The 24,854-nt window shown below is 35.8% G+C and carries 28 protein-coding genes; 9 read left to right on the top strand and 19 right to left on the bottom strand.

Translation table 11 applies throughout. The features are described 5' to 3' along the window. Positions 1–116: 116 nt before the first annotated feature. Positions 117–890 (top strand): divergent polysaccharide deacetylase family protein, encoded by a 774-nt coding sequence (locus ACFQZ1_RS07260; protein ID WP_377881435.1) that lies wholly within the window; start codon positions 117–119, stop codon positions 888–890. 26 nt (positions 891–916) lie between these two features. Here the strand turns inward: ACFQZ1_RS07260 and cbpA are convergent, their stop codons facing one another. From cbpA to ACFQZ1_RS07275, 3 genes are all read right to left on the bottom strand, one after another. Further along, positions 917–1,543 carry a cyclic di-AMP binding protein CbpA gene (gene cbpA / locus ACFQZ1_RS07265; RefSeq protein ID WP_377881436.1) on the bottom strand — a complete coding sequence of 209 codons (627 nt, stop codon included), beginning with the start codon at positions 1,541–1,543 and terminating at the stop codon, positions 917–919. Positions 1,544–1,703: 160 nt separating this feature from the next. Beyond that, positions 1,704–2,333, bottom strand: coding sequence for a class II aldolase/adducin family protein (locus ACFQZ1_RS07270; RefSeq protein ID WP_377881437.1), 630 nt, complete (start codon positions 2,331–2,333; stop codon positions 1,704–1,706). Positions 2,334–2,488: 155 nt separating this feature from the next. Continuing rightward, positions 2,489–2,611, bottom strand: coding sequence for a hypothetical protein (locus ACFQZ1_RS07275; protein ID WP_377881438.1), 123 nt, complete (start codon positions 2,609–2,611; stop codon positions 2,489–2,491). A gap of 393 nt (positions 2,612–3,004) precedes the next feature. On the opposite strand from ACFQZ1_RS07275, the gene ACFQZ1_RS07280 reads away from it, so the two are divergent. Then, entirely contained in the window at positions 3,005–4,771 is a 1,767-nt protein-coding gene (locus tag ACFQZ1_RS07280; protein WP_377881439.1) for a B12-binding domain-containing radical SAM protein, read from the top strand. A 138-nt stretch (positions 4,772–4,909) separates the two neighbouring features. Here ACFQZ1_RS07280 and ACFQZ1_RS07285 read toward each other — a convergent pair whose 3' ends face one another. Together ACFQZ1_RS07285 and ACFQZ1_RS07290 are read right to left on the bottom strand one after the other, a co-directional pair. Continuing rightward, positions 4,910–5,692: a DeoR/GlpR family DNA-binding transcription regulator gene (locus ACFQZ1_RS07285; protein ID WP_377881440.1), complete on the bottom strand. Its 783-nt coding sequence runs from the start codon at positions 5,690–5,692 to the stop codon at positions 4,910–4,912. Between the two features lie 254 nt (positions 5,693–5,946). Continuing rightward, on the bottom strand, positions 5,947–6,099 hold the full coding sequence (locus tag ACFQZ1_RS07290; RefSeq protein ID WP_230576014.1) for a hypothetical protein: 153 nt from the start codon (positions 6,097–6,099) through the stop codon (positions 5,947–5,949). Positions 6,100–6,275: 176 nt separating this feature from the next. On the opposite strand from ACFQZ1_RS07290, the gene ACFQZ1_RS07295 reads away from it, so the two are divergent. Beyond that, positions 6,276–6,611 (top strand): DUF3905 domain-containing protein, encoded by a 336-nt coding sequence (locus ACFQZ1_RS07295; RefSeq protein WP_377881442.1) that lies wholly within the window; start codon positions 6,276–6,278, stop codon positions 6,609–6,611. A gap of 42 nt (positions 6,612–6,653) precedes the next feature. On the opposite strand, the gene ACFQZ1_RS07300 is transcribed toward ACFQZ1_RS07295, so the two are convergent. The 5 genes from ACFQZ1_RS07300 to phaR all read right to left on the bottom strand — a co-directional run bounded on the left by ACFQZ1_RS07300 (position 6,654) and on the right by phaR (position 11,959). Beyond that, positions 6,654–8,003 carry a TrkH family potassium uptake protein gene (locus ACFQZ1_RS07300; RefSeq protein ID WP_377881443.1) on the bottom strand — a complete coding sequence of 450 codons (1,350 nt, stop codon included), beginning with the start codon at positions 8,001–8,003 and terminating at the stop codon, positions 6,654–6,656. A gap of 12 nt (positions 8,004–8,015) precedes the next feature. After that, positions 8,016–9,218 carry an NAD(P)/FAD-dependent oxidoreductase gene (locus tag ACFQZ1_RS07305; protein ID WP_377881444.1) on the bottom strand — a complete coding sequence of 401 codons (1,203 nt, stop codon included), beginning with the start codon at positions 9,216–9,218 and terminating at the stop codon, positions 8,016–8,018. A gap of 200 nt (positions 9,219–9,418) precedes the next feature. Next, on the bottom strand, positions 9,419–10,504 hold the full coding sequence (gene phaC / locus ACFQZ1_RS07310; RefSeq protein ID WP_377881445.1) for a class III poly(R)-hydroxyalkanoic acid synthase subunit PhaC: 1,086 nt from the start codon (positions 10,502–10,504) through the stop codon (positions 9,419–9,421). 82 nt (positions 10,505–10,586) lie between these two features. Further along, entirely contained in the window at positions 10,587–11,330 is a 744-nt protein-coding gene (gene phbB / locus ACFQZ1_RS07315) for an acetoacetyl-CoA reductase (RefSeq protein WP_377881446.1), read from the bottom strand. Between the two features lie 152 nt (positions 11,331–11,482). Then, the gene (gene phaR, locus ACFQZ1_RS07320; protein ID WP_377881448.1) at positions 11,483–11,959 is read right to left on the bottom strand and encodes a polyhydroxyalkanoic acid synthase subunit PhaR; all 477 of its coding nucleotides are present in this window, start codon (positions 11,957–11,959) and stop codon (positions 11,483–11,485) included. 195 nt (positions 11,960–12,154) lie between these two features. Between phaR and phaQ the strand changes: the two genes are divergently transcribed. From phaQ to ACFQZ1_RS07350, 6 genes are all read left to right on the top strand, one after another. After that, positions 12,155–12,604: a poly-beta-hydroxybutyrate-responsive repressor gene (gene phaQ / locus ACFQZ1_RS07325; protein WP_377881449.1), complete on the top strand. Its 450-nt coding sequence runs from the start codon at positions 12,155–12,157 to the stop codon at positions 12,602–12,604. A gap of 43 nt (positions 12,605–12,647) precedes the next feature. Beyond that, entirely contained in the window at positions 12,648–13,172 is a 525-nt protein-coding gene (gene phaP, locus ACFQZ1_RS07330) for a polyhydroxyalkanoic acid inclusion protein PhaP (protein WP_377881451.1), read from the top strand. 101 nt (positions 13,173–13,273) lie between these two features. Then, the gene (locus tag ACFQZ1_RS07335; RefSeq protein ID WP_377881453.1) at positions 13,274–13,717 is read left to right on the top strand and encodes a MaoC family dehydratase; all 444 of its coding nucleotides are present in this window, start codon (positions 13,274–13,276) and stop codon (positions 13,715–13,717) included. Positions 13,718–13,854: 137 nt separating this feature from the next. After that, positions 13,855–14,040 (top strand): alpha/beta-type small acid-soluble spore protein, encoded by a 186-nt coding sequence (locus tag ACFQZ1_RS07340; RefSeq protein WP_377881454.1) that lies wholly within the window; start codon positions 13,855–13,857, stop codon positions 14,038–14,040. Positions 14,041–14,494: 454 nt separating this feature from the next. Beyond that, positions 14,495–15,301, top strand: coding sequence for a TerC family protein (locus ACFQZ1_RS07345; RefSeq protein ID WP_377881455.1), 807 nt, complete (start codon positions 14,495–14,497; stop codon positions 15,299–15,301). 213 nt (positions 15,302–15,514) lie between these two features. Beyond that, positions 15,515–16,363, top strand: coding sequence for a formate/nitrite transporter family protein (locus tag ACFQZ1_RS07350; protein ID WP_377881456.1), 849 nt, complete (start codon positions 15,515–15,517; stop codon positions 16,361–16,363). 96 nt (positions 16,364–16,459) lie between these two features. Here ACFQZ1_RS07350 and ACFQZ1_RS07355 read toward each other — a convergent pair whose 3' ends face one another. The 9 genes from ACFQZ1_RS07355 to ACFQZ1_RS07395 form a co-directional block, all read right to left on the bottom strand. Then, a complete protein-coding gene (locus tag ACFQZ1_RS07355; RefSeq protein WP_377881457.1) occupies positions 16,460–16,774 on the bottom strand; it encodes a cyclic-phosphate processing receiver domain-containing protein in 315 nt (104 codons plus the stop codon). 12 nt (positions 16,775–16,786) lie between these two features. After that, positions 16,787–17,503, bottom strand: coding sequence for a prepilin peptidase (locus ACFQZ1_RS07360; RefSeq protein ID WP_377881458.1), 717 nt, complete (start codon positions 17,501–17,503; stop codon positions 16,787–16,789). Between the two features lie 110 nt (positions 17,504–17,613). Further along, complete coding sequence (locus ACFQZ1_RS07365; protein WP_377881459.1) at positions 17,614–18,324, bottom strand: LutC/YkgG family protein; 711 nt, start codon at positions 18,322–18,324, stop codon at positions 17,614–17,616. Then, positions 18,324–19,745 carry a LutB/LldF family L-lactate oxidation iron-sulfur protein gene (locus tag ACFQZ1_RS07370; RefSeq protein WP_377881460.1) on the bottom strand — a complete coding sequence of 474 codons (1,422 nt, stop codon included), beginning with the start codon at positions 19,743–19,745 and terminating at the stop codon, positions 18,324–18,326. The genes ACFQZ1_RS07365 and ACFQZ1_RS07370 overlap by 1 nt, the downstream gene beginning before the upstream one ends. An 18-nt stretch (positions 19,746–19,763) precedes the next feature. Next, positions 19,764–20,480, bottom strand: a complete 717-nt coding sequence (locus tag ACFQZ1_RS07375; protein WP_377881461.1) for a (Fe-S)-binding protein — start codon at positions 20,478–20,480, stop codon at positions 19,764–19,766. Positions 20,481–20,656: 176 nt separating this feature from the next. Next, positions 20,657–21,346 (bottom strand): FadR/GntR family transcriptional regulator, encoded by a 690-nt coding sequence (locus ACFQZ1_RS07380; RefSeq protein ID WP_377881503.1) that lies wholly within the window; start codon positions 21,344–21,346, stop codon positions 20,657–20,659. Positions 21,347–21,710: 364 nt separating this feature from the next. After that, a complete protein-coding gene (locus ACFQZ1_RS07385) occupies positions 21,711–23,102 on the bottom strand; it encodes a sensor histidine kinase (protein WP_377881462.1) in 1,392 nt (463 codons plus the stop codon). Between the two features lies 1 nt (position 23,103). After that, a complete protein-coding gene (locus ACFQZ1_RS07390; RefSeq protein WP_377881463.1) occupies positions 23,104–23,775 on the bottom strand; it encodes a response regulator transcription factor in 672 nt (223 codons plus the stop codon). Then, entirely contained in the window at positions 23,772–24,743 is a 972-nt protein-coding gene (locus ACFQZ1_RS07395; RefSeq protein WP_377881464.1) for a YncE family protein, read from the bottom strand. Before ACFQZ1_RS07395 ends, ACFQZ1_RS07390 begins: the two co-directional genes overlap by 4 nt. Positions 24,744–24,854 lie beyond the last annotated feature (111 nt).

The raw sequence follows: 24,854 nt of genomic DNA on the forward strand, positions 1-24,854 counted from the left end.
CAGCAGATGAGATCCCCATCTACTAATGGTAGTTTTATTCGATTCATTTAAACCGGAAATGAACAATCTTTCGTCTAGTGATGAGTGTTTGTATTATTAAGAAGGGAGAATCTTACATGCGAAAATATATTGTTATCTTTTTACTTACGGCACTACTGCCAATCATAACTTTTTCTATACCGACCTACGCTCATACAAATAAAGTAGCGATTGTCATTGATGACTTTGGAAATAATATGAAGGGAACAGAAAAAATGTTATCTCTTCCTATCCCGTTAACTGTTGCAGTTATGCCCTTTCTTCCATCTACAAAACAAGATGCAACATCAGCTCATCAAAAAGGACACGAAATTATTATACATATGCCAATGGAGCCTGTAAAAGGAAAAAAGGAGTGGCTTGGTCCAAAAGCTATTACAACTGACTTAAGTGATGATGAAATTAGAAGTCGTGTCAAACAAGCAATTGAAGAAGTTCCCTTTGCAATTGGAATGAATAATCACATGGGTTCAAAAGCAACTGCTGATGAAAGAGTGATGCGTATTATACTATCAGTTTGTAAAGAACATGGTCTCTTTTATTTAGATAGTAAAACAAGTCCAAAAAGCGTTGTAAAAAAAATTGCTGAAGAAATTGGTGTACCTACTGTAGAAAATAAACTATTTTTTGATGATGTATATACTTCTTCTCACGTAACAAAACAAGCAAATTCTCTCTTGAAGAAAATAGAAAAAGAACCTGTTATGGTAGCTATTGGTCATGTTGGGCCACCGGGTGAAATTACCTCTTCCGTCATCCGGTCTTATATTCCAAAAATTCAAGAAAAGGCTGATTTCATCTTCTTATCTGACCTTGTATCACCAATACCACCTGTTTCTTCACAAAAATAGAGAGAGGCTTCTGCCTCTCTCTATTTCTAAATACGGTCTACGTGGCTGACTCGAAAACCTTTTTTCTCTAATCTCGCCACTAATATTTCTAGCTCTTTTTCGTTCAAATCTTCTGTAAGATTAACAATAACACGCCTTATATATTTATCACCATTATCTAACGTAAATAAGCCACCGATATTATAAGACTTTAATAATGTGCCAAGCTCTTTAATAATTCCTTTAGATTCATGCTTCGCTATCGTCAATATATACCCACCTGTATTCATTCCAAATGAGTCTTCAATCACATCAAAAATATTAGAATGTGTTAAAATACCAACAAACTCATGGTAATCATTTAGTACAGCTAGAAATGGCAGTCTACGAATTGTATAAAAAGCACGAAAAAAAGAATCCCGTTCAAAAATAAATGCTTGCTCATTTTCTATTAGTTCAGAAACACTTTCTTTCTTTTCTTCTTTCTCCCTGCATTTATTCTCTAGCGTATCCACTTTATAAATAATACCCTTAAAAGTCTTACTATCCTCTGTTAAAACAGGAATCGCTCTGTATCCGCTACGATTCATTATCTCTAATGCCCGCTCCACATCTTCACTCTCCGAGCAAGTCACAACTTGTTGCTTTGGAAGAAAATGATATTTAACTCGCAAAATACGTTCCTCCCCACATGACGACATGTAATCTATATATAATAAGGAGAGCCATATTTTATGAGTAAAAATTCACTTATAAAAACGCTTTCATTTTTAAGGTTACTTTGTACCTTATCACACTTCTCTTTAGGCATTTCTACCTAAAGAAAACTTTCAATTAAATAACTGAGCTTTTTGTTCCTTTAATCATTAACAGTTTTACATGGTAATTCATTAAGTACTCTAATCCTTCTAACCATTTTTTCGTTTCTTCTGGCGTTGTTCCCCATACAAATAATCCGTAATTATGAACAAGCACAGCTCCCCCACCCTCGGTAAAGCAAGGCACACTCTCTTCTAGCAAATTCGCAAATTTACTTTCATTTTCTACAATTGGAATTGTAATACCTGTAATGCCCTCCTTACCAAAAACACGTTCTACATTTCTTTGTTCAAATGTTACTTCGCCTTCTTTTCCATATAACTCAGACATTAAATGACTATCAACTGTTTGTACTTGTAAAATGCATTCTGCCTGACTTTTTTTATAAATATCTGCATGCATAAATGATTCCGAAGCTGGTTTCTCATCAATCGCAAATACTGATTCACACGTACTATTGACTACAATAAAATCATCCTCCGCAAATAACCCTTTATCTTTTCCTTCTATATTAACTAAAAACGTAAGCGGATCTTTAGACGTACACATTGATAAGCTAATTTTTGTCCCATAAAACCAATCGCGAAGAGCCAATTCCATCTTAATATCCCGTAATTCTTTCCATTTCTTTAAAAATAATAACATATCGTCACCCCCGTATTGTTATCTTCTATTTCTATGTAAAAGGCGATATTTTTTGATAATTCGCAAAATTTAATTGAATTATCACACGAGAACTCCTTTTTGTCAATATGCTTTTGCCATGTTCTATAAACTTTATCAAAATGAAAAGAGCCCTATTATAAGGCTCTTTTGTTCATCATAATTTGTAGCATAGCATTCTTCTCTTGTTCATTAATAATGCCTAGTTTTTGTAGTATATGTGCATATATAATTACCTTCTCACGCATTCTTCCACTCACCTCTTCCCCTTCTTTCCCCTGACCAACTTTTTTTCTATTGGTAAATTATATGATGCTCATGAAAAAATGTGTCCTTTTTTTATGCAAAGTCCATATCTTACAAATGTTGTTTTTTTCCATATATCTGCCTATACTAAACAATATAACTCTAAAGTCAACTCCCTACTACTTAAACACTAACTTGTCTTCTTGCATGAAAAGGTGGGGGCATCTACAAACATTGGCAAAGGAAAACTACATCCTTATGCGGAAGGGCAAAACATGCATGTATTTGCCATGACTTGCTTTAGACTGTGTCTAACCGAAATTCATCCCTTACCGCTGGGCTATTGCCCATCACGCGCTCGAAGATGGGATTTCTTGCGGAAATACGTTAAAGTTGAGGCGAAAAATATGAACATTGTTATTAGTACATTAAACGCAAAGTACATTCATACAAATTTAGCAATTCGTTATATTAAAGCATATGCTCAGCCTGAATTTGATTTAGAGATGGCTGAATATACGATTAACGATCCTGCCATGAATATTGTTACTGATTTGTATCGGCGCAAACCCGATGTAATAGGATTTAGCTGTTACATTTGGAACATTGAAGAAACAATTGAAGTCATTCAAATGCTAAAGAAAATTAATCCAAACCTTATCATTTTTGTCGGCGGCCCAGAAGTTACATACGATGTGCCGTATTGGCTAAAACGTGTTCCTGAAATCGATTTTATCATTATTGGCGAAGGAGAAGCTGCTGTAAAAAATCTTTTATTTGAAATACAAGGTACACAGCAATTTGAGAATCTTGACGGTATTGGATTTATAAAAGCTGATGGTACCCATGCAATAAAACCGCAACGTGAGAAACTAGATTTAAAAGAATTACCATCTCCATATCGTTTCCCAGAAGATATTCCACATTTAAGTAAACGCATCACCTATATCGAAACGAGCCGCGGTTGTCCGTTTAGCTGTCAATTTTGTTTATCTTCTATTGAGGTTGGAGTTCGTTACTTCGATCGTGAACGTATTAAAGAGGATATTCGCTATTTAATGAAGAATGGTGCCCGTATTATTAAATTCGTCGATCGCACTTTTAACATTAGCCGCAGCTATGCCATGGAGATGTTTCAATTTTTAATTGATGAACACGTACCTGGAACCGTGTTTCAATTTGAAATTACAGCCGATATTATGAGGCCCGAGGTCATTGAATTTTTAAATACACATGCTCCTCCTGGTTTGTTCCGATTTGAAATTGGTGTACAATCTACAAATGAGCAAACAAACGACCTTGTAAAACGACGTCAAAATTTCGAAAAATTAACGAGAACAGTTACAATGGTTCGTGATGGACAAAAAATCGCACAACATTTAGATTTAATTGCCGGGCTCCCCGAAGAAGACTATCATTCCTTCAGAAAAACATTTAATGATGTTTTTGCTTTAGGACCGGAAGAATTACAACTAGGCTTTTTAAAATTGCTGCGTGGTACGGGTCTTCGAATTCGAGCAAATGATCATCAATATATATACATGGATCAGGCACCATACGAAATGCTTGGAAATAATGTACTATCATTTGAGGATATTATTCGAATTAAACAGGTTGAAGATGTATTAGAAAAATATTGGAATGCCCATCGTCTGGACAACACTGTTTCATATATCGTGTCTTATGTATTTGACACACCTTTTGACTTCTTTCAAGAATTTGGATCTTATTGGGATACACAAAAATGGAGCCGAATTGGACACCAACTAGACGATTTATTCCAACGTCTGTATCAATTTTTACAATCAAAAAAAACTATACAACTTCATACGATTAAAGCCTTATTAACAATTGATTATTTGCAAAATCATAAATATCGTCCTCGTAAATCATGGTTAACGGAACAAAGGAAAAAGGAAGAAGTAAATTCCTACTACAAAATGATTCTAGAACATCCTAACATACTAGGAAGCGAATTTGCTGCTCTTCAATTGACAGAAAAAGACTTGTACAAACATACGGTTGTAGAGCACCTATCTTTTCACTACCATCATTACATACAAAATGGTGAAATTATTCCGAATCCTTCTATCCTTGTTGCATACTACAATCCAAAAACGACACAATGTGAATTATATGCAACAAATATAAGCCGATTAACAAAACTAGCATAACTTTATAAAGTGAAACTTCCATCAGTGGGGGATTCTTCATCCCCACTGATGGAAAACTCTCACCAATCGGGATCTTACTGCCCGCGAATAGCGGGATAAAAACAGGTGCTTTCATTCATATCGAAAGCACCTGTTATTCTAACTAACAGTCCACTGAATACCCGCTCTCTTTATTTCTTCTTCAAAGCTATGTGGCATGCTTTTATCACAAACAATATGATGTATATCTAAAAATCCAGAAATACGATAATTTCCTCTTACCCCCAGCTTCGTATGATCACATAAAATAAATGTCTCCTTTGCCTGTCGAATCATAGATTCTGATAACTTCGCTTTCTCCAATTCAAAACCTGAAACTCCGAAATTAGGCAAAAGTCCATCAATTGAAATGAATGCTTTGTCAAAGTGAAACTGCTGAATGACTTGCTGAGAAATAGAACCTGATACTCGGCAATGCTTTGGAGCCACTTTTCCACCAATAAACAACACTTGACCATCAATCATTTTCTTATTAATAAAAGAAATTAATTGCGTTGCAACAGGAAAAGAGCTTGTAATAACAGTCAAATTTTTTCGGTAAATAAGATATGGTACCATTTGGAGTGGTGTACTACCATCATCAATAACAATGACATCACCATCCTCTACAAAAGTTGCTGCTTTATAACCGATACGTTTTTTTTCTTCTAAACATAACATTTCTCTTTCTAGCATTGGAGGATCTATTTTAGTCCCTGGTAATCCAACTGCTCCCCCGTATACTTTCTTCAATTTCTTCTCGCGATCTAGGTCTCCTAAATGTCTGCGAATTGTCTCTGTTGATACCGAAAATTCTTTTGCAAGCTCTGACACCTTTACTTTTCCTCTTAACTCTACTTGTTCAATAATGATCCGCTTACGCTCTTCTCCGACAACAGACATGACTTCACCTCCAGTTATACAAATTCATATTTCTCTTCTATTGTTTTCATATGTATAATTTCAATATAAACGTAAAGTGTAAAAACCACATTAAACAAAGATTAATCTTTTGTTTAATGTTTATTTTTGTGTAATACGTTGCTACTTCTATGTTTTCTCCCTCTTTTTCGCCTACAACATAACAATGAATTTACAAACAATTAAAAAATCTATAAAAAATCCCACAAAAAAAAGAGACGTTTATAAAAAACGTCTCAATTTTTCTTGCCTTTTTTTGAGTTGCGATTTGCATATTTTGCAACATTTTCATTTTCGTACTCTACTGCAAATTCCGCATCCGGCAAGCTTTCTTTTGGAGTTTGATTGTTCTTTGCAGCTGCATTACGACTCACCTTTCGTTTTACCATACGAAACACTCCTTCATTCTTTATATAAAATCAATGCTTGTAGTACTAATATGGACATTGAAACCCTACCCTATAGATGGTAACTGTTAACAAGTTGCGAATATGCAATGTGAGGAAATGCTATAAATTAGGAAGGTATATATGCCTTTCACTTTCATAAACAAGGGGCGGTAAATGTGAAGAGAAACCAACCGATCGACTCTCCGATTCTTGATGAAACAATTCCGCATCAAATGAATTTTCCTTCTTTTAAAGGAACTGACATCACGATGCAACCACCATTCACCAATGAGTATGGCGTAATTATTGGTGATAGCCTATATAATTCAGAAAATAGCCCTCTGAACTATTGGAGCGATGATATTGATCCTGCTATTATGTCCGGAGATCAATGGATACATCCAACAAATGATATCGGCTGGATTTCTGAAGAAAATCAGGAATTACTACAAAGGAACAATAGTGATTCAGAAGACACTTTTATGCATCCGCAGTTTGGCATTAACGATTAAAGTAGAAAAAGGATTGTATTTTATAAAATACAATCCTTTTTCTTATCCAACAATAATCCGTTCTTTTGGATACTTATATCGAAGTGGTCTCTCTTTTCCGCCAATCACAAGTATGAACGTTAAAATACCAATCCGCCCAATGAACATAAGTGCAATTAATACAATTTTTCCAACTGTTGTGAGTTCCGGTGTTATTCCAGTCGATAAACCAACTGTTCCAAATGCTGAACATACTTCTACAACCAGATTCATTAATGGAAATGGTTCCGTTATACATAATACAAATAGTGCTACGGCACATAGTAAAGCACCCATCAACGTAACAACAAATGCTTTTATAATATCCTCTTCATGTAGTTGTCTCCCAAATACCCGTACACTTCTACCGCCTTTTGCAAAGGTATACAATACGAGAATACTAACTGCAAATGTTGTTGTACGAATACCACCACCGACAGAGCTTGGGGAAGCACCGATAAACATTAATATACTCATAAAGAAAAGTGTTGGGGGCGAAAATTCTTGAATATCCATCGTTGCTAAGCCGCCACTTCTTGTTGTAACAGATTGAAATAGTGTATAAAACAACATTTCATCCCATGATTTCCCATGTAAAAAATGATTCCACTCTAATAAAAAAATAACAATTGTTCCAACAACCACCAAAGCAAAAAATGTTGTCGTTGTGAGCTTTGTAAACAAGGAAAATCGAAATAATTCATGCTTCTTTTTACCTATATATTGTTTCACTTCAATCAATACTGGAAAACCAATTGCGCCTAAAATAATAAGAAGCATATGAATTATTTGTACGATATAATCTTTTTGGTACGGTACAAGCGATTCCCCCGTCAAATCAAATCCGCCATTCGTTGTAGCACTAACAGCTGCAAAAAAGCCATGGAAATATGCTTCCTTCCAATTAGGGAAATAATGTAAAAATCTTGTTCCCAATAAAATTGCGCCAATTACTTCAATCGAAACGATTAATATTAAAATTGAGCGCATTAAATGAACAAGACCTGCTAAATTCCTTTGATTTTGGTCTGCCATAATTAAACGCCGCTGCTGCAGGCCTATTTTCTTTCCTGTAATCATCCAAACAAATGTACCAAGCGCCATAATGCCTAGTCCACCTAATTGTAAAATAAGCGCTAATATAACAATGCCTGCTGTAGTAAATGTATCTGGAATCGATACAACAGATAAACCGGTTACACTTACTGCACTAACAGATATAAATAAAGCATCAATAAATGTCCACTCAACTCCTGGTTTTATAACAAATGGCATGCTTAATAATATAACAGACACAATAACAGCAATACCATAAAATAAAACGATAAGCTGTACGGGTCTTAAATGTTGTAACCATTTCCTAATATCTTTCATTCCATCACTTCTTTAACTTTTTTTACGACGAAATACTTCAAAATCTGAACTACTGCCATGTGCAAATAATTCCTGAAATATTTTTGCAAATACCATACTATAAACGGTACCATTCCCTCCATAACTTAATGCATAATAGAGGTTTGCAATCGATTCATCCTCTTTCAGAATGGGCATTCCATCATGCGTTCCGCCAAATATTGCTGCCCAATAATATTCTGCTTGTATGTGTTTCAACTGTGGAAATAATTTTGATGTTATTTGAACAAGAAGATTTCTTTTATGTAGTAGATGAGTGTCACCATATTTTTGTAACATACTCGGTTCATCTAGGCCACCGATTATAATTCGATTCTTATACGTGCGGCAATATAAATACGGACGCGCAGTTTCCCAAATTAACGACTGCTCGTACCATCCCTCAAAATTTGGTTGTTCGTTTGTTACAATTGCATAAGAAGTTGCCAAAGTTGCATTTGCTTCTTTTTTTATCTGTTGCGTTTCGTATCCTGTAGCTATAATAACAGCTTTAGATATAATTTTCTTTCCATTTTTAGTATAACAGATTGTATCTTTATGAACAGATTTAATATGAATAATCTCCGTATCTTCAAAAATACCCGTTCCATTCTTTTGCGCTGTATGAATAAGAGCATGTGTTAACACATACGGATTCACTTCCGCATCTCCTCTTGTGTATAAAGCAGCTGGTTTTGTAAATGAATAACGTTTCGTTATATCTTCTTCTGTAAAAAACTCAACAGGAAAATCATAATATCTTAAGGTTTCATACTCTTTTCTTAGAAATGAAACATCATCTTTATCACTTGCATAATATAAGCTTCCTCTACGAATAAATTCAGGATCTATATCGAGTTTTGTTACTACTTGCTCCAAAGTATCCAGCGCATCATAACATAAACGATATGCTCGAACTCCTTTTTCTTCACCAAATGTATGCACAAACGAAGTTAATGATTTATCTTGAGTGTATTGTAACAACCCCGTATTCGCAAGCGTACTTCCCCTTGCAACTTTTCCTTTATCTACAACTGCCACATGTAGTCCAATTGCTGATAACATATATGCAAGTTGAGCACCCCCTTGACCACTTCCAATAATAAGCACATCACATATCATATCATTTTCCAAATTTTCATAACAAGGTATAGAAATCCCTTCATCCCAAAACAATTTTCCAAGTAGCAGTTCCATCAAATCTCTCCTAAAATAAATTTATCTTTCTTTATCCCATTATTTTTCGTTATTTTCCATAAAAAAATCCAGCTAGTTTTCACTAGCCGGATTATACTATCATGCTTTAGCAGTGCGATTTTCCACTTCTCTCAATGCAAAATTACCCGTACTCAACTAACTATTAGTGGGAAAAATCACCCACTAATAGCAGTTTCGCTTTACTTTGAACGCTCTTCAAGCCAATTACCAATTGTCGGATATGTTTGTTTTACTGCTGTTCCTCCGTATACAATTGACATATGCCCTGTCGGGATACACACATATTGCTTATCAATACTAGAAATATGATCTAACAATGCTTCCACTTGACATGGAAGTGCAATATGATCACGTTGAGCAGAGATATTCAATACATTTGCTTTAATATTTTCTAATTTCACTTGTTGGCCGCGAATGATAAGTTCCCCTTTTACTAACTTATTCTTTTGGTAGAACTCACGAATCCATTGACGATATGCTTCTCCTGGAAACGGAATTCCATCCGCAACCCATTTTTGAACTAATCTCCAACTTTCTACAAACCGTTCGTTTTCTGAGCGATCAAGGAGCGCTACGTACGGACCTACAAAATTCGAAAGTGGTTTCAACATTTTATTTCCAAAGTCAATCATTTCTGGAGGGATATTTCCAAATGTATCAACTGCTTTATCTAAATTAAAATATTTTTCATCTAATAATGGTCCGTATAAACCTGTATCAGAAAAGTCAAATGGGCTCGTCATGAAAATTAAATTACGAATTGGCATATGCGGATGAAGCGCAGCATAAATAGAAGTTAAAGTTCCACCCATGCAATAACCAAGAAGAGAAATTTCTTCCGCATTTGCTGTACGCAATACTTTTTTCACAGCTTTTGCAATGTAATCAAGAACAAAATCATCAAATTTCAAATGACTATCTTCTAAACCAAATGTTCCCCAATCTAGCATATACACATCAAAGCCACGGTCTACTAAGTATTCCACTAAACTATTCCCTGGCGTTAAATCCATAATATACGGCTTATTAATAAGAGCATAAATTAACAAAATAGGAACAGAATGTGTTTTTTCTTGTTTTGGAATGTAACGATATAACTTCGTTTTGTTTTTCGTCCAAATAACCTCTTTCGGTGTTAAGCCTACTTGCGGCTCTGGTTCACGAAGTAACACTTCACTTGCTCGTCTAAAGCGTTTATATGCTTTTTGATATTCCTCTGGATATAACTCTAATTGTTTTTCCCATTCCGTTCTTAATGTTGTCATTTTTACAACTCCTTTATTTTCATTTCTTTTAGAAAGAAAGAAGTGCATACCTATCATAGACATGCACTTCTTTGTTGTTAGATTACATATATAAACCGCCGTTAATATTTAATTGCTGTCCTGTAATGTACGCACCATCGCGGCATAAATATACAACACCTTTTGCAATTTCATCTGCTTGACCGAAACGTTTCTTCGGAATTTTCGCTACGATTTGCTCACGAACGTTTTCCGGAACTTCTGCTACCATTTCCGTATCGATAAACCCTGGGCAAATTGCATTTACTGTTACATTCGTTCTTGCATACTCTAACGCTAAAGATTTTGTAAACCCAATCATACCAGCTTTTGCAGCTGAATAGTTCGTCTGCCCAAATCCACCAGCTTGTCCAATAATAGAAGAAATACTAATAATTCGTCCTTCTTCAGCTTCTGTTATGTATGGAAGTGCAGCACTTGTTGTATTGAATACGCTGCTTAAATTCACATCGATAACGCGATCCCAATCTTCACGGTTTAACTTTTTAAATGTACGATCTCTCGTAATACCAGCATTGTTAACTAAAATGTCTACTTTTCCAAAATGCTGTACTGTTTCTTCTACAAGACGCTTTGCATCCTCTAATTTAGAAACATCCGCTTGACAAGCATATACATCATGGCCTTCTTTTGCTAGCTCATTCACAAGGTTCTCAGCAGCATCTTTACTGCTATTGTAGTTAATCACTACTTTTGCACCTTCTTCTGCTAGTGCTACTGTAATTGCTTTTCCAATTCCCTTTGCTCCACCTGTTACGATTGCTACTTTTCCATGTAATTGAGCCATTTTTGCTCCCCCTTTGTTATAATTCGCGGCCTCATGATAGATGAACTTTTCCTAGACGTCCACCGCAATGAATAGACACATTTATAAATGATATACCGCGCTAGAAAGAGGTTCTCCCTTCCTCTTTCTGAACGAGTATATATTTAACGAAATTATTTTTTATTATCATTTTTCGCTTGTACTGCTTGTACTGCTGGTACCTGTAATTTTTCTAATACTTTATTTTGTTTTTCTAACAGTTCCAAAATTTTATCTAATTTATTTTCTAGTGTATGAATATCTTGTTTCACTTTTGTTACATCACGCTTTATTGTAGGAGATTGTCCAAGAGACTCTATCTTTTCATCCAAAAACTCTTCGATATTATCAACTTTGTTTTCTAAATTGATAACAAGAGAAGCAACTCTGGCAATATCTTCTTGCGTTGGGATATTCACTTTCTCTAAATATCCCTTCGTTGCATCATTCATCATCTTTTGATAAAACAAATTCAAATCTAGAACGCTTCCCATCCACGCAGAATATTCTTCTGTCTGGACCGTTTCATTGAGCGTTTTTCCCCAAAACTTTTCTGTCTGTTCGTAAACTTCTTTCCAAGCTTGTAATGGATCGAGTTTTTGTTCAATCACTTCTCCTACACTCCCTTATTTAGTTATTGAAACAATTCAATCTATTCATTATTTTCTAATATTCCGACTAAAAGTTCAAGTGTGTATTTAATTTTTTATTTTCCAAAAATACATTGACAAAAAATACAGATAGGTGTAAATTGCACATATAAGAAAAAAATTCCATCTAACTGATTCATGAGGTGATGCACAATCATGCTACAAAATGAACCAGAAAAAAAAGAAAGTTTGGATCCAATCCAAACGAAACAACCAAACTCCATGCCAAAAAACTTCTTAGTTCCATTCTTACTTCTCTGTCTTAAAGACTGGAGTCTTCACGGTTACAAACTCATTCAAATGCTAATGGATATTGGCTTTTCTTCTATTGATCAAGGCAATGTATATAGGACTTTACGCAAACTAGAAAAAGAAAACCTCATATCTTCTACTTGGGATACCAGTGAAGGAGGTCCAGCAAAACGGATTTATTCTTTAACGGAATATGGAGAGGAATATTTATCATCTTGCGCTACTTCATTTGAACAATATCAAAAAATGCTTCGTACGTTTTTTAACCTGTACACAAATGCATTCTTTCCATTTTCCACTGTTCCAACAAAGGATGAGAAATCTTCGTCCTCTTTTGGTGACACAGCAGATTAACCTGCGTTCACAATAAGTAAAAAATTTATTTGGAGGTCAAGTCATGGAAACGAAACCACACGAACTTGTTGATGCATTCTGGAAAAATTGGTCACACTCTCTTTCTCTTTTTTCTTCAGCGGGAAAACAAATGGAACAGCTTACATTAGAAACGTTGAAACATCAGCAGGAAGCTTTGCATAAATTAACAGAAAGTACAGAAGAAATCGAAAAAGAAATTCATCAATTTTCAGCACAAGCAAACGCGCAATATACCGAATATGTAAAACAATTTGCTGGGCATTCCTTTAATGAACAAATTGATGGCTGGCAAGAAAAATGGAATGAACTTTCTAACCATATGCAACAACTTACTGTGTCTCCAACAAAAGCATCTTTATCTTTACTTTCACAAACAAGTGAGCAATTCGAAGAAGCAGTGAAACAATTAATTAGCCAACAACAACAACAACGTCAAGAGGTTCAAAAACAATTAGAAAGTTTTTTAGAAGAATTCAAATCCATGCAACTAGACCTCGTAAAAAAGTTCGAGGAAAACTCAAACAATCTATTTACTTCCATGAAATAAGAAAAATGTGGAAACTTACTGCAAAAAATACTCGTCTCTTTCTTTCTCCCACTACATCAGGATGGCTCCCATTTTTCAACATGGAAAAGAAGGAGGAAGAAATGAATCTTTTTCAAGAAGCGGAATCTGTCCCTGAGCTTTATTATGATGAGATTCACATTGGTGATCAGGCTTCTTTAACAAAAACGATTTCAGACGAAGATATTCTTGCTTTCGCAAAACTTACCGGCGATGTAAATCCAATTCATTTACTTGATTCTTTTGCAAAAACAACGATGTTTAAAGAACGCATCGCTCATGGTATGCTTGTATCTAGCTTTATTTCAACAATACTTGGAACAAAGCTTCCAGGGAAAAATACCATTTATTTATCTCAAAATATGGCATTCCGTGCTCCTGTAAAAATTGGAGATACGCTACGTGTTGTCGCTGAAGTAATTGAAAAACGCGATGACAAAAGAATCATCACGTTACAAACAAATGTATATAATCAATACGATAAAGTTGTTGTTGAAGGTACAGCAACTGTCCTGAAAAAAGAGTAGCACTGCTACTCTTTTTTTCATTTCATCCAATAACTGTTAGTATGACCGATTACTTCCGCGTATGAGTGAAAACAGAACACATACAATAACATTATCAGCTACCATAAGCTGAAAATAAAAAAAGGGGTACATCTAATATGGCGAAAACAAATAAACTACTTGTTCCTGGTGCTGAACAAGCACTTGAGCAATTCAAGTATGAAATCGCTCAAGAATTTGGCGTAAGTTTAGGTTCTGACACAGCTTCTCGTTCTAACGGATCTGTTGGCGGTGAAGTAACAAAACGTCTTGTTTCTCTTGCACAACAACAATTACGTGGATAATTAATCAAATAGATAATGGATTTGAGACAGATGCCCTCTGTCTCTTTTCTTTTCTAATCTGTACAACATATAATCTTTTTCCTTGTTAGTAGTCTCTTCTTTTGCATGCAGAAAAAATATACATGTTAAATATGCGAGCAAACATTTTTTAATGGTTGACAAACATTAACAGTTCTCATATATTATAAGTAACAGCATATTTCCAAAGGGGAGTAGCGTCAGAGAAAATATTCTCTGAAACAAAGTCGTCATTACGTGGAATTATATTCCTCCGGCTTTGTTGGCATATCTTATTACATATGTCTAGCAAGACCTTTGCCTATCAACGGCAGAGGTCTTTTTTGCATTCTTGTCTAAATTTCTTCTCCGTTGATAGAGCTTATTTGGGGAAAGCTAAACAATGGGGAATTTTCTTCTTTTGTTTAGCACATATACAAACGAGAGGAGAATGGAAATGGATTTATCTTTATTATTGGAGTATGGCTGGGTATTACTTATTTTAATCGTTTTAGAGGGAATTTTAGCAGCAGATAACGCGCTTGTTCTTGCTATTATGGTAAAACATTTACCGGAAGAAAAGCGTAAAAAAGCCTTATTTTATGGGCTTGCAGGAGCCTTTGTATTTCGCTTTGGATCGCTGTTTATAATTTCATTTCTTGTCGATGTATGGCAAGTACAAGCGATCGGCGCCATCTATTTAATGTTTATTGCTGGTAACCATCTTGTAAAAACTTATGTAAAAAAGAATGTAACGCACGAAGAAACAAAGGAAAACGAGACAGAGAAAAAACAAGAAAACTTTTGGTGGACTGTATTTAAAGTAGAGGTTGCTGATATCGCCTTTGCTATTGACTCTATTTTAGCGGCTGTTGCATTAGCTGTGACATTACCGAAAACAAATCTTGGTACGATTGGTAGCCTCGATACAGCACAGTTTTTCGTTATTTTCGCAGGTGGTATGATTGGATTAATCATTATGCGCTTTGCCGCATCTGCTTTCGTAAACTTACTGAAACGTAAACCTGGGTTGGAAACTGCTGCATTCACGATTGTAGGCTGGGTTGGTGTGAAATTAGCAGTTCATACGTTGGCTCACCCTGCATTAGGTGTGATTCCACATGAATTCCCAGAATCAGCTACTTGGAAAATTATATTTTGGACTGTATTGCTTGGAATTGGTGCAAGTGGTTGGTTCTTATCAAAAGAAACAACACCAAATGTACAACAAAATTCGAAAAAATATAAAGAAAAAGCGCTGTAATTTCAGCGCTTTTTCTTTTCTTCAAAAATATACATTTTTTCTCATACATTGAAAATTCACCATATTATACAACAAAAATGTTAGCGCTTTCTTTTGAAATCATGTCCTTTTTGTGAAATATTGCACAAACTTATTGAAAGTAGAAACAAATACGTGTACTTTATTCATATCAAGAGTATTTATAAACGATGTATTAAAGGAGCGTAATGACTTATGCTAGAACAAGGAGTAGATTACGTTGTACAGCTTGCAAAGAAAAAGAAACAAATGCTAGATAACAATCCAATGCAATATTTTCTTCGTGCTGTACTTGCTGGTATCTATATTGGTTTTACGATTGTACTATGTTTTAAATTAGGAAATTTCTTTCATGATGCACATTCACCTGCCACATATTTAGCATCTTCTATGTTTTTTGGAATCGCACTCATTTTAATTATATATGGCGGTGCTGAATTATTTACAGGAAATACAATGTATTTCACAGTTGCAACTTTGCGAAAAGAGACCACAATTGGTGATACATTACGTAACTGGGGTGCTTGCTATGCCGGTAACTTAGTAGGGGCAATATTTTTTGCAGCACTCTTTTATGCGACTGGTATTTTTGAAACGATTAGTCACAATCACTTATTAAATGAAGTTGTTGGAACAAAGATGGGCGCATCAACAATGCACTTATTTTTTAAAGCAATTTTATGTAACTGGCTCGTTTGTCTTGCATGTTTCCTTCCTTCTCAAGTAAAGGGAGATACAGCAAAAATGCTTATGATGATGCTTATTGTTTTTACTTTTTTCTTATCTGGATATGAGCATAGCATCGCAAATTTATCGCTATTTGCACTTTCTTTAGTATCACCACACCCTGATACAATTTCTGTTGCAGGTGCAATTCATAACTTAATTCCAGTTACAATTGGAAATATTATCGGTGGATCTGTGTTTGTCGGCATGGTATATCATTATTTGACTAAAACAAAAAGTAAACCAGAATCTACAGAAAGTGGAATCATTTCCGCACAAGTTGAAGAAATCATTCCATTACAAGCGCATGTAAAATAATGCAAAACTTTCTTCAGTATGGGGGCTTCAGTCCCGCACGAATAACTGGAGCACCATCGAAAACATGCATTCCAACCTTATTGGAATGCATGTTTTTTAGTAACTTCCAACACATTTAATAAGAATAGATGAAGAAATTTCTCCGGACACCTTTCCTTTTTGTATGCGATTTAACATATAATATTGTCCTATTGTATCATTTGTATGAAGATAAATTTCCTCGACATGTAATCCTTCCTTACAAAAGGCATCGATAAAATACAATCCATTTCTCTGACGCAATCCCATATTATAATCAAGCGATAACGTATGTACCTTATTATTCCGAGTAAGCTCCAGTGCCTGTTCCACTGTCGTTGCTAACGTAAATCCTGCTGGGCAAGGTCTTTGATCATCCATATATACATTCATCTTATCCCTCCTCTACATATACATACTATATGCACCTACTGTCCCCAGTGCAATAAACGGAGCAAACGGGAGCGGTTCTTTATAAGTCATGCGCCGAAAAGCAATAGAAATAGTAAAAAAGCAAATACCAAACAATGAAGAAAAACAAAGTGATAGTAATATCGTTTTTGTTCCGACTACAAATCCAAGTAAAATGAGCAGTTTTACATCCCCACCGCCAATACCTGCTGGACAAATTACTTGAATGATATATAAAAGTACAAACATAACTGTTGCTCCTAATAATCCATCCCACCATAACGAAGGTGGAATAAAAAAACGTTCTATTACAAATATCACTGCAAAAAAGAATAAAATACGATTTGGAATTACCATATAGAGAAGGTCTGTAATTGTAACAATAAAAAGAAGGGATAATAGAGTCCAAGCGATAATAAGCTGCTCATTAGGGCCGATGAAAAGTGCTGTAAGAAGAAACGCTATACCTGCAACACCTTCAAACAGCGGATGAAAAGGTGAGATTTTTATATTACAGTGTGTACACCTTCCTTTTTGTAGGCAAAATGATAAAATGGGAATCAGCTCTTTTGCTTGTAATACATGATGACAATGGGAACAGTGTGAGCGCGGTTTTAAAATAGAATAGCCGAGTGGAATACGACCGGCAACAACTTGATAGAAAGAACCTAATATCAAACCCGTGAAAAAAGCATATACATAAAATAGCATTTCACCATCTCCTTTCGGCCTAGTATAACAAGAAAATTTAATATGCTGTATTTCCAAAAATTCACCTTTCCCTATAAAAAAACAGGCCCTTACTAGGCCTGTTTTTCTATTTATACAACAAAGTAAAATGCTTTTAACGGTCCATGTACACCAACAACAAGGTTCATTTCAATATCAGCAGAGTTACTTGGTCCTGTAATAAAGTTAATACAAGAAGCTGGTGCTTCTCCATTTTCTACACGTGTATTTAAATCACGTACTGCTTGTGTAATGCGCGGCACTAATGTTTCACGTGGAATAATAGCTACGTAAATAGTTGGTAAGAAGTGTAGTGAACGCCCTCTTCCTTTATGACTTTGCACTACAATTGTGCCAGATTCCGCTAACGTATAATCACTAAACGAAATTCCGATATTTGCTTGTTCCGCTAGCTTCATGTTTTCATCTTTCTTCTCGGGATCCCAAGTATTTACTTCTACATTTTCGCTCGGAAGTTCAGCTCCAAACAGCTCTTGTAATCCATACTCTTCAAAACGATCATCTTGAGATAACATAATTGGCCCGCCGCCATTTTCTGTGATAACTTTCTTGATTGCTGCACTTAATTCATCTCTATTCGTTTCAATGACAGTCGTATGAATGTTGTTACATTGTTTCTTAAATACTTCTAATAGTTCTTCTTGTGAGTAATCGTTTAACGTTTCCCAGTTCACATTATTTTTCCATTCCGGGCGCTGTACACCTTCTGTTTTACGCTCACGTCCAAGCTGTTTTGCGATATTCTCTAAAAATGAATCACGGTTTTGAATCGTTCCTGCCATTAGTTATTCCCGCCTTTCTTATGCTCTTTATACCAATCACGGAACCTTTCTTTGCTTGGAGCTGGGAATTCACGAATCTCCGTCCAATTTTTAAGCGGTCCCACACCTTTAGAAATGCGGTTTCCAGATGTGAATGGGCTCATTGCAGCTGGCGCCATTTTAGATCCCATTTTGTATAAAGCAGCAGAAGAAGCACCCATGCTAAACATCTTCATCGCAAGCTTTTCTGCAAGCGGTGCACGTCCTTCTTTTTCCACAATGACTTGACGATGTTTTAATAACAAGTCATGTAATGGAATTTTTACCGGACAAGCTTCTGTACATGCCCCGCATAAACTAGATGCATATGGAAGTTCTTTATAATCATCATATCCACCTAAAAGTGGTGTTAATACCGCACCAATTGGTCCTGGATAAATGGATCCGTAAGAGTGACCGCCAACATGACGATATACAGGACATACATTGATACATGCCGCACAGCGAATGCATTGCAGCACTTGACGGAATTCAGAACCTAAAATTTCAGAACGGCCATTATCTACAACAACTAAATGGAACTCTTCTGGTCCATCTACTTCGTCTTCTTGAATTGGTCCTGCTACTGTTACATAACTTGTTAGCTTCTGACCAACAGCACTGCGGCAAAGTAAACCAACAAGAACATCCAGCTCTTCCATTGTTGGAACCATACGTTCCATACCCATTACCGCAATTTGTGTTTTCGGAATAGACATCACAAGGTCTGCGTTACCTTCATTTGTTACTAAACAAAGAGAACCTGTGTTAGCAACTGCAAAGTTACATCCTGTTACGCCAATTTCTGCATCCATAAATTTTCCACGAAGAATTTTACGAACGAATTTCGTCATTTCATACGGATCATCAGAGTTTTCATATCCTAATTTTTCTTTAAACACACCTTGAATTTGCGTTCTATTTTTATGAAGTGCTGGTGCAACAATGTGAGATGGTGGATCATTGTCTACTTGTAAAATGTATTCCCCTAAGTCACTCTCAACAACTTCACAGCCAATTTCTTGAAGTACATGGTTCATACCAATCTCTTCTGTTACCATTGATTTTGATTTCACAACTTTTTTCGCTTGTTTCTTTTCAGCTACTTGTTTAATATACTCAGCTGCTTCTTCCTTCGTTTTCGCAAAGAAAACATGGCCGCCTCGTTTTGATACATTTTCGCTCAGTTTCATTAAATAATAATCTAAATTTTCTAGCGTATGCTGACGAATTTGTTCACCAAGGTTACGCCACTCTTCCCAGTTTCCTAGCTCATCAGCTGCCTCTAAACGTTTTGTATATAGACGCGTTTGTGCAGATGATACTGCTCCGCGCATAAATGAATCTTGAAGATTTTCGCCAACACGCTCATTAAATTTTTTATCACTAGTTTTCATAGACATAGCTTACTTCCCCCTCCATCAGCGGCTATTCAATACTTCAGCAATATGCATTACTTTCACATTTTTCCCTAAACGCTCGATACGCCCGCCAATGTTTAACAAACACCCACAGTCTGCTCCAATTAAATAATCTGCTCCTGTTTCCATGACACTGTCGACTTTTTCATCTACCATTTGCTCAGAAATTGGTGTCATTTTTACTGAGAACGTTCCCCCAAAACCGCAACAATTTTGTACATTTGGTAGTTCTCTCACTTCTAGACCTTTCACATTTGATAGTAAAATGCCTGGAGCTTCTTTTACTCCCAGTAAACGTGTCATATGACAAGATTTATGAACTGTTGCTACGCCATCCAAGCGAGCACCAACGTCAGTAACTTTTAACACATCAACAATAAATTGTGTCAGTTCGTATGTTTTTTCAGCTACTTTTTTCGCACGTGGTCCCCATTCTGGATCATCTTTAAATACGTGTGGATACTCGTGAAACATTGTCGCACAAGAACCAGAAGGTGTAACGATATACTCAGCGTTTTCAAATGTATGAATCATATGCTTCATTGCTTCTTTTGCCGCTTCTACGTGACCGCTATTATAAGCCGGTTGTCCGCAGCAAACTTGCGCTTCTGGAAATTCAATTTCGCAACCTAATCGCTCTAAAATTTCAACCGTTGCTTTGCCGACATTTGTTTCAAACATATCGACTAAGCATGTAACAAATAATGTAACTTTCATATTATAGTTCCCCCTCATTTCAATTCAGCCAACAATCATATGGTCATCAGATGACTTGGTAAAAAAGAAAGAAGCGAAACATAAATGATTCATGTTTTATTCTTTCTTCTATTCAGAAAACGCTTACTTATTCTTTCTCTATTTTATCAAAAAAATAAAATTTTGAAAGTACAATATTACGAATTTGTTTTCTCGATGCCTGTGACCATACATTCCACATTCGTTAGGTGATCTTGCATCGCTTGCTGCGCTGCTTCCATATCATTCGCTAACACTGCTTCATAAATTTTTCGATGCTCTTCTAGAAGTCTTTCTGCTGTTGTTTGTTCACCATATAAAATAATTCGTCTTGTTTCACCAATTGCTTCAGCAATCATTTCAGAAACATGGTTCATCAATTCTAACAAAATATTGTTGTGTGAAGCTTCTGCAATTGCCATATGGAAATGAAAGTCTGCTTTTTCACCAGCATTTTCATCTCCTACACTTTTTTGCATCTCATCTAACCAATGCTGCATATTGTGTAAATTTTCTTCTGTACGTTTTACTGCTGCGGCACGAACTGCTCCTACTTCAAGCACTTTCCGCACTTCCAATAAATTCACAATATCCTCTTGTTTCATTAATAAGGTTGTATTTAATGACGATGTTAAAGAAGATGCATCGAAATTCCTCACATACGTGCCTTCCCCTTGTTTCATCTCAATTAAGCCCATTGCTCGCAAGGCACTTAACGCTTCGCGCACAGCAGATCTGCCAACTTGAAACTGCTCTGCCAATTGATGAACAGGAAGAAGTTTGTCACCAGGCTTTAAAGTACCATTTTTAATCATTGCTAAAATGGCTTCCGATACTTCTTCGTAAATTTTTTTCGGCTTAATAGATTTGTACTCCAGTTGTATCACCCCAGTATCATCCAAACAACAATGACAACAATTTATCCCGTGCTAACGAGCAGTGAGGGATGAACTCCCTTGCCACCGCTAGAAGTTTCACTTTATATAGAAAATAGCATCCATATCCATTGTAGAACTAAATAAGCAGAAGTACAAACATTTTGTTCATAAAATAGACAAAAAAATCCCCCCACTACTCTTGGACAATAAAAAAACTACCTCAAGATTCAGTGAAAAAGATAGGCGGAAATAACTGCTGGCATATGCCCGATTGGGCGGGCTTCCATCAGTGGGAGAAGAAGCCCCTCACTGATGGAAGTTTCACTTGATCTCTTCACTCCGAAGAGATGATTGGTAAATAAATCACAATTGTTGTTCCTTTACCTTCTTCACTTTCAATATGCCACGTTCCGCCGTGAATGTGCACAATTTGTTTTACAATTGCAAGTCCTAGCCCCGTTCCACCATTATGACGACTCCTTGCTTTATCGACTCGATAAAAACGTTCCCCTAATTTTTCGAGGTGCTCGGGTCCAATGCCAATCCCAGTATCTATAATTTCTAGTTTACATTGCTCTGCTTGTTGCTCTAATTGCACATGAATAACACCGTTCTCATCTGTGTAGCGAATAGCATTATCTAATATATTATGAAGCACTTGTTGCATCCTATCTTCATCGATATTGACAATAATGTCCGGATCAAGAATTGTATGCAATGTAATTTGTTTTTCTATCACTTGTAATTCATATGTCTCTAGTACATCTTCAATTAATTGTGAAAATACAATCGGTTGCTTTTTAAGAGGAAAACGCTCTCCCTCAAGTTGCGCTAAATCAAGCAAGTCATGAACAAGACGCTGCATACGCCCTGCTTCTTTATGAACAAGTTGTGTGAACTTTAACTGTTGTTCTCCTTTTGCAACTCCATCAATAATTGCTTCACTATATCCTTTAATATAGCTAAGCGGTGTTCGAAGCTCATGTGACACATTTGCTAAAAATTCTTTTCGCTGCACATCCTCTTCTTCTAATGAACTTGCCATCTTATTGAACGCTTTGCCGAGTTTTCCAATTTCATCTTCTGATGAAATCGTAATCCGCTGCGAAAAATCTCCTTTTGCCATATGATGTGCGACTCGTTCCATTTGTGAAAGCGGCTTTGTAATTGCAATGACAATCTTTCGTCCAATCCATATAGTTAGCACAATCATTACAAGAGCAAGAGGAGCTAAAATGAGTCCCATTTCATAAATTAAATCTTTAATGCTTTTTAAAGGAAGATAAGAATATACAATACCGACTAGCTTTTTATTGTCTAACACAGGAATAACGACACCCATAATGTTACGATGAAAATGTTCTTCATACCCAATCTTCGTAATCGTATTTCCTTCTAGTAATGTCTGCCGATCATTCTCACTAATAATTGAATTGTAATGAACATCAAATGGAAGACATGCACTTAAATCACGCGGATTGCTAACAAACAGTACATCTGCGCTCGCAATTTTATCGAATGATTTTACCTTTTCTTCAAATACATCTATGGGCTCATCTGCTCTATATTGTGCCACAAGACGATTTCCCTCTGCTTTTAATGTCTCTTCAATATTTTGAACATATAATTTCTCATACGAATACAGCGAGACAAAATATAAAAACGAAACTGTTACACACACAGCACATGCAACTGTAAGCCATAACTTTTGTACCATCGTAAGCATCTTACACCTCAAATTTATAGCCTACGCCCCAAACAGTTTGAATACAATTCCCCTGTTTTTTAAGCTTTAAGCGCATTGTTTTCACATGTGTATCAACTGTTCGAGTGCTGCCAGCATAATCATAGCCCCAAACTTTTTCAAGCAATTGCTCTCGGCTAAATACTTGGCCATTATGTTGACAAAGAAAATAAAGTAAATCAAATTCTTTAACAGTTAATGAAATACCCTCGCCCTCTATTTCAACACGGCGACTTTTCTCATTAATTACAATTGGTCCAAATTCCATCTCTTCTTGCTCTTCATATTTCGTATATCTCCTTAATACCGCTTCCATACGTGCAATTAACTCTCCTGGGCTAAATGGTTTCACAATATAATCATCTGCTCCCGTCCGCAGTCCATTTACACGATTCCACTCTTCCCCTTTTGCTGTCAAAAAGATAATTGGAATATCTGATGTTTTTCGGATTTCTTTACATACTGTAATTCCATCCATTTCTGGCATCATGATATCTAAAATAACAAAATCAAAGTCTTCTGTTTCCAGTATGTGCAGTGCCTGTTTTCCATTCTGGGCTTCTTTCCACTCATAACCAAAGTTGTCTAAATACATACCAACAAGCTGCCTCATATCACTTTCATCATCAACAAGTAATACTTTATACTTACTCATTTCTTCTCCCCTACTCTTTGCACAAATTGAAATGGCCCTTTACCAACCGAAATCGTCTGTTTTATTTTCATTTCGTTTAAATCTACAACGTACACTTCATCACTATCATAGCTCGCAACATATCCTTCATTGCCAATTTGCCAAAATGCAAATGGATTCGATCCTACTTCAAGAGAATCTACTTCTTTATACGTTTTTCCATCGAACTTTCTCAGCGTGCTAGATCCGTGGCTAAGTACATAAATAAATTGTTGATCTGCAGACAAGTTGATTGGCATAAATGGTGCATCTAACGATTGAAGCATTTCGCCATTTTCGAGAGAATACTCAAGTACTTTTTCATTTACTTGTTTACCGTCACCGTGTCCACCAATAAAGATGTCCTTTCCATCTTCGCTAAGAACCGCACCAGTTGAAGCCGGCGGAATTACAAAAGAATTCACGACCTTTTTTTGTTTCACATCAATGCTAGACAATTTCGTATCATAAAAATTTAGGACATATAACATATCATTATGTTGCACCATAGTAAGCGGGCCTTTCCCCACCGGAATGCTCTCTTTTTCTTTTCCATCGGTTGTGAAAATACGAATTTTTTGCTGATTTTGATCTGCTACGAACAATTCTTTTCCACTTTCAGATAATAAGATATTTGCTATACCTTTTCCTGTATTCCATTTTTCAAGCTGCTTTCCATCTTTTAAGGAATATACATATATATACTCTAGTTGTTTTCCATACACAAGCAACCGATTCCCGTCTGGTAACAACGCTGTTCCCATAATAGCTTCATTTAAATGCCACGTTGCAATTGTTTTTTTCGTATCAGTATCGATAAAGCTAATACTTCCTTCTTTTATATTTGTCGTAATGAGAAGATCCTTTTTGGTATTAATAGATTCATAAGCTCCTCCATTACATCCTGTAAGTAATAATACGATACAAAGTGAAATAAGCCACCTTTTCAAAAAATTCCCTCCATCATGGACAATTTCGTTATACCTGTAAAATAGCAAATAATTGTGAGGAAAGTATGAAATCTTTTTTCTTTATAATAATCACTATATAATTGTAAAACA

The sequence above is a fragment of the Bacillus sp. CGMCC 1.60114 genome (genome assembly GCF_042676365.1).
Taxonomy (GTDB): domain Bacteria; phylum Bacillota; class Bacilli; order Bacillales; family Bacillaceae_G; genus Bacillus_A; species Bacillus_A rhizoplanae_A.

Coding starts and splice junctions, on each gene's coding strand:
- phaP (WP_377881451.1), top strand. CDS start 12,648: ATGGAAACGAAACCACACGAACTTGTTGATGCATTCTGGAAAAATTGG.
- ACFQZ1_RS07305 (WP_377881444.1), bottom strand. CDS start 9,218: ATGGAACTGCTACTTGGAAAATTGTTTTGGGATGAAGGGATTTCTATA.
- ACFQZ1_RS07365 (WP_377881459.1), bottom strand. CDS start 18,324: ATGGCAGGAACGATTCAAAACCGTGATTCATTTTTAGAGAATATCGCA.
- ACFQZ1_RS07390 (WP_377881463.1), bottom strand. CDS start 23,775: ATGAGTAAGTATAAAGTATTACTTGTTGATGATGAAAGTGATATGAGG.
- ACFQZ1_RS07375 (WP_377881461.1), bottom strand. CDS start 20,480: ATGAAAGTTACATTATTTGTTACATGCTTAGTCGATATGTTTGAAACA.
- phaQ (WP_377881449.1), top strand. CDS start 12,155: ATGCTACAAAATGAACCAGAAAAAAAAGAAAGTTTGGATCCAATCCAA.
- ACFQZ1_RS07340 (WP_377881454.1), top strand. CDS start 13,855: ATGGCGAAAACAAATAAACTACTTGTTCCTGGTGCTGAACAAGCACTT.
- ACFQZ1_RS07290 (WP_230576014.1), bottom strand. CDS start 6,099: ATGGTAAAACGAAAGGTGAGTCGTAATGCAGCTGCAAAGAACAATCAA.
- ACFQZ1_RS07280 (WP_377881439.1), top strand. CDS start 3,005: ATGAACATTGTTATTAGTACATTAAACGCAAAGTACATTCATACAAAT.
- ACFQZ1_RS07345 (WP_377881455.1), top strand. CDS start 14,495: ATGGATTTATCTTTATTATTGGAGTATGGCTGGGTATTACTTATTTTA.
- ACFQZ1_RS07260 (WP_377881435.1), top strand. CDS start 117: ATGCGAAAATATATTGTTATCTTTTTACTTACGGCACTACTGCCAATC.
- ACFQZ1_RS07335 (WP_377881453.1), top strand. CDS start 13,274: ATGAATCTTTTTCAAGAAGCGGAATCTGTCCCTGAGCTTTATTATGAT.
- ACFQZ1_RS07270 (WP_377881437.1), bottom strand. CDS start 2,333: ATGTTATTATTTTTAAAGAAATGGAAAGAATTACGGGATATTAAGATG.
- ACFQZ1_RS07385 (WP_377881462.1), bottom strand. CDS start 23,102: ATGCTTACGATGGTACAAAAGTTATGGCTTACAGTTGCATGTGCTGTG.
- phaC (WP_377881445.1), bottom strand. CDS start 10,504: ATGACAACATTAAGAACGGAATGGGAAAAACAATTAGAGTTATATCCA.
- ACFQZ1_RS07300 (WP_377881443.1), bottom strand. CDS start 8,003: ATGAAAGATATTAGGAAATGGTTACAACATTTAAGACCCGTACAGCTT.
- ACFQZ1_RS07370 (WP_377881460.1), bottom strand. CDS start 19,745: ATGTCTATGAAAACTAGTGATAAAAAATTTAATGAGCGTGTTGGCGAA.
- ACFQZ1_RS07360 (WP_377881458.1), bottom strand. CDS start 17,503: ATGCTATTTTATGTATATGCTTTTTTCACGGGTTTGATATTAGGTTCT.
- ACFQZ1_RS07350 (WP_377881456.1), top strand. CDS start 15,515: ATGCTAGAACAAGGAGTAGATTACGTTGTACAGCTTGCAAAGAAAAAG.
- phbB (WP_377881446.1), bottom strand. CDS start 11,330: ATGGCTCAATTACATGGAAAAGTAGCAATCGTAACAGGTGGAGCAAAG.
- ACFQZ1_RS07285 (WP_377881440.1), bottom strand. CDS start 5,692: ATGTCTGTTGTCGGAGAAGAGCGTAAGCGGATCATTATTGAACAAGTA.
- ACFQZ1_RS07355 (WP_377881457.1), bottom strand. CDS start 16,774: ATGAATGTATATATGGATGATCAAAGACCTTGCCCAGCAGGATTTACG.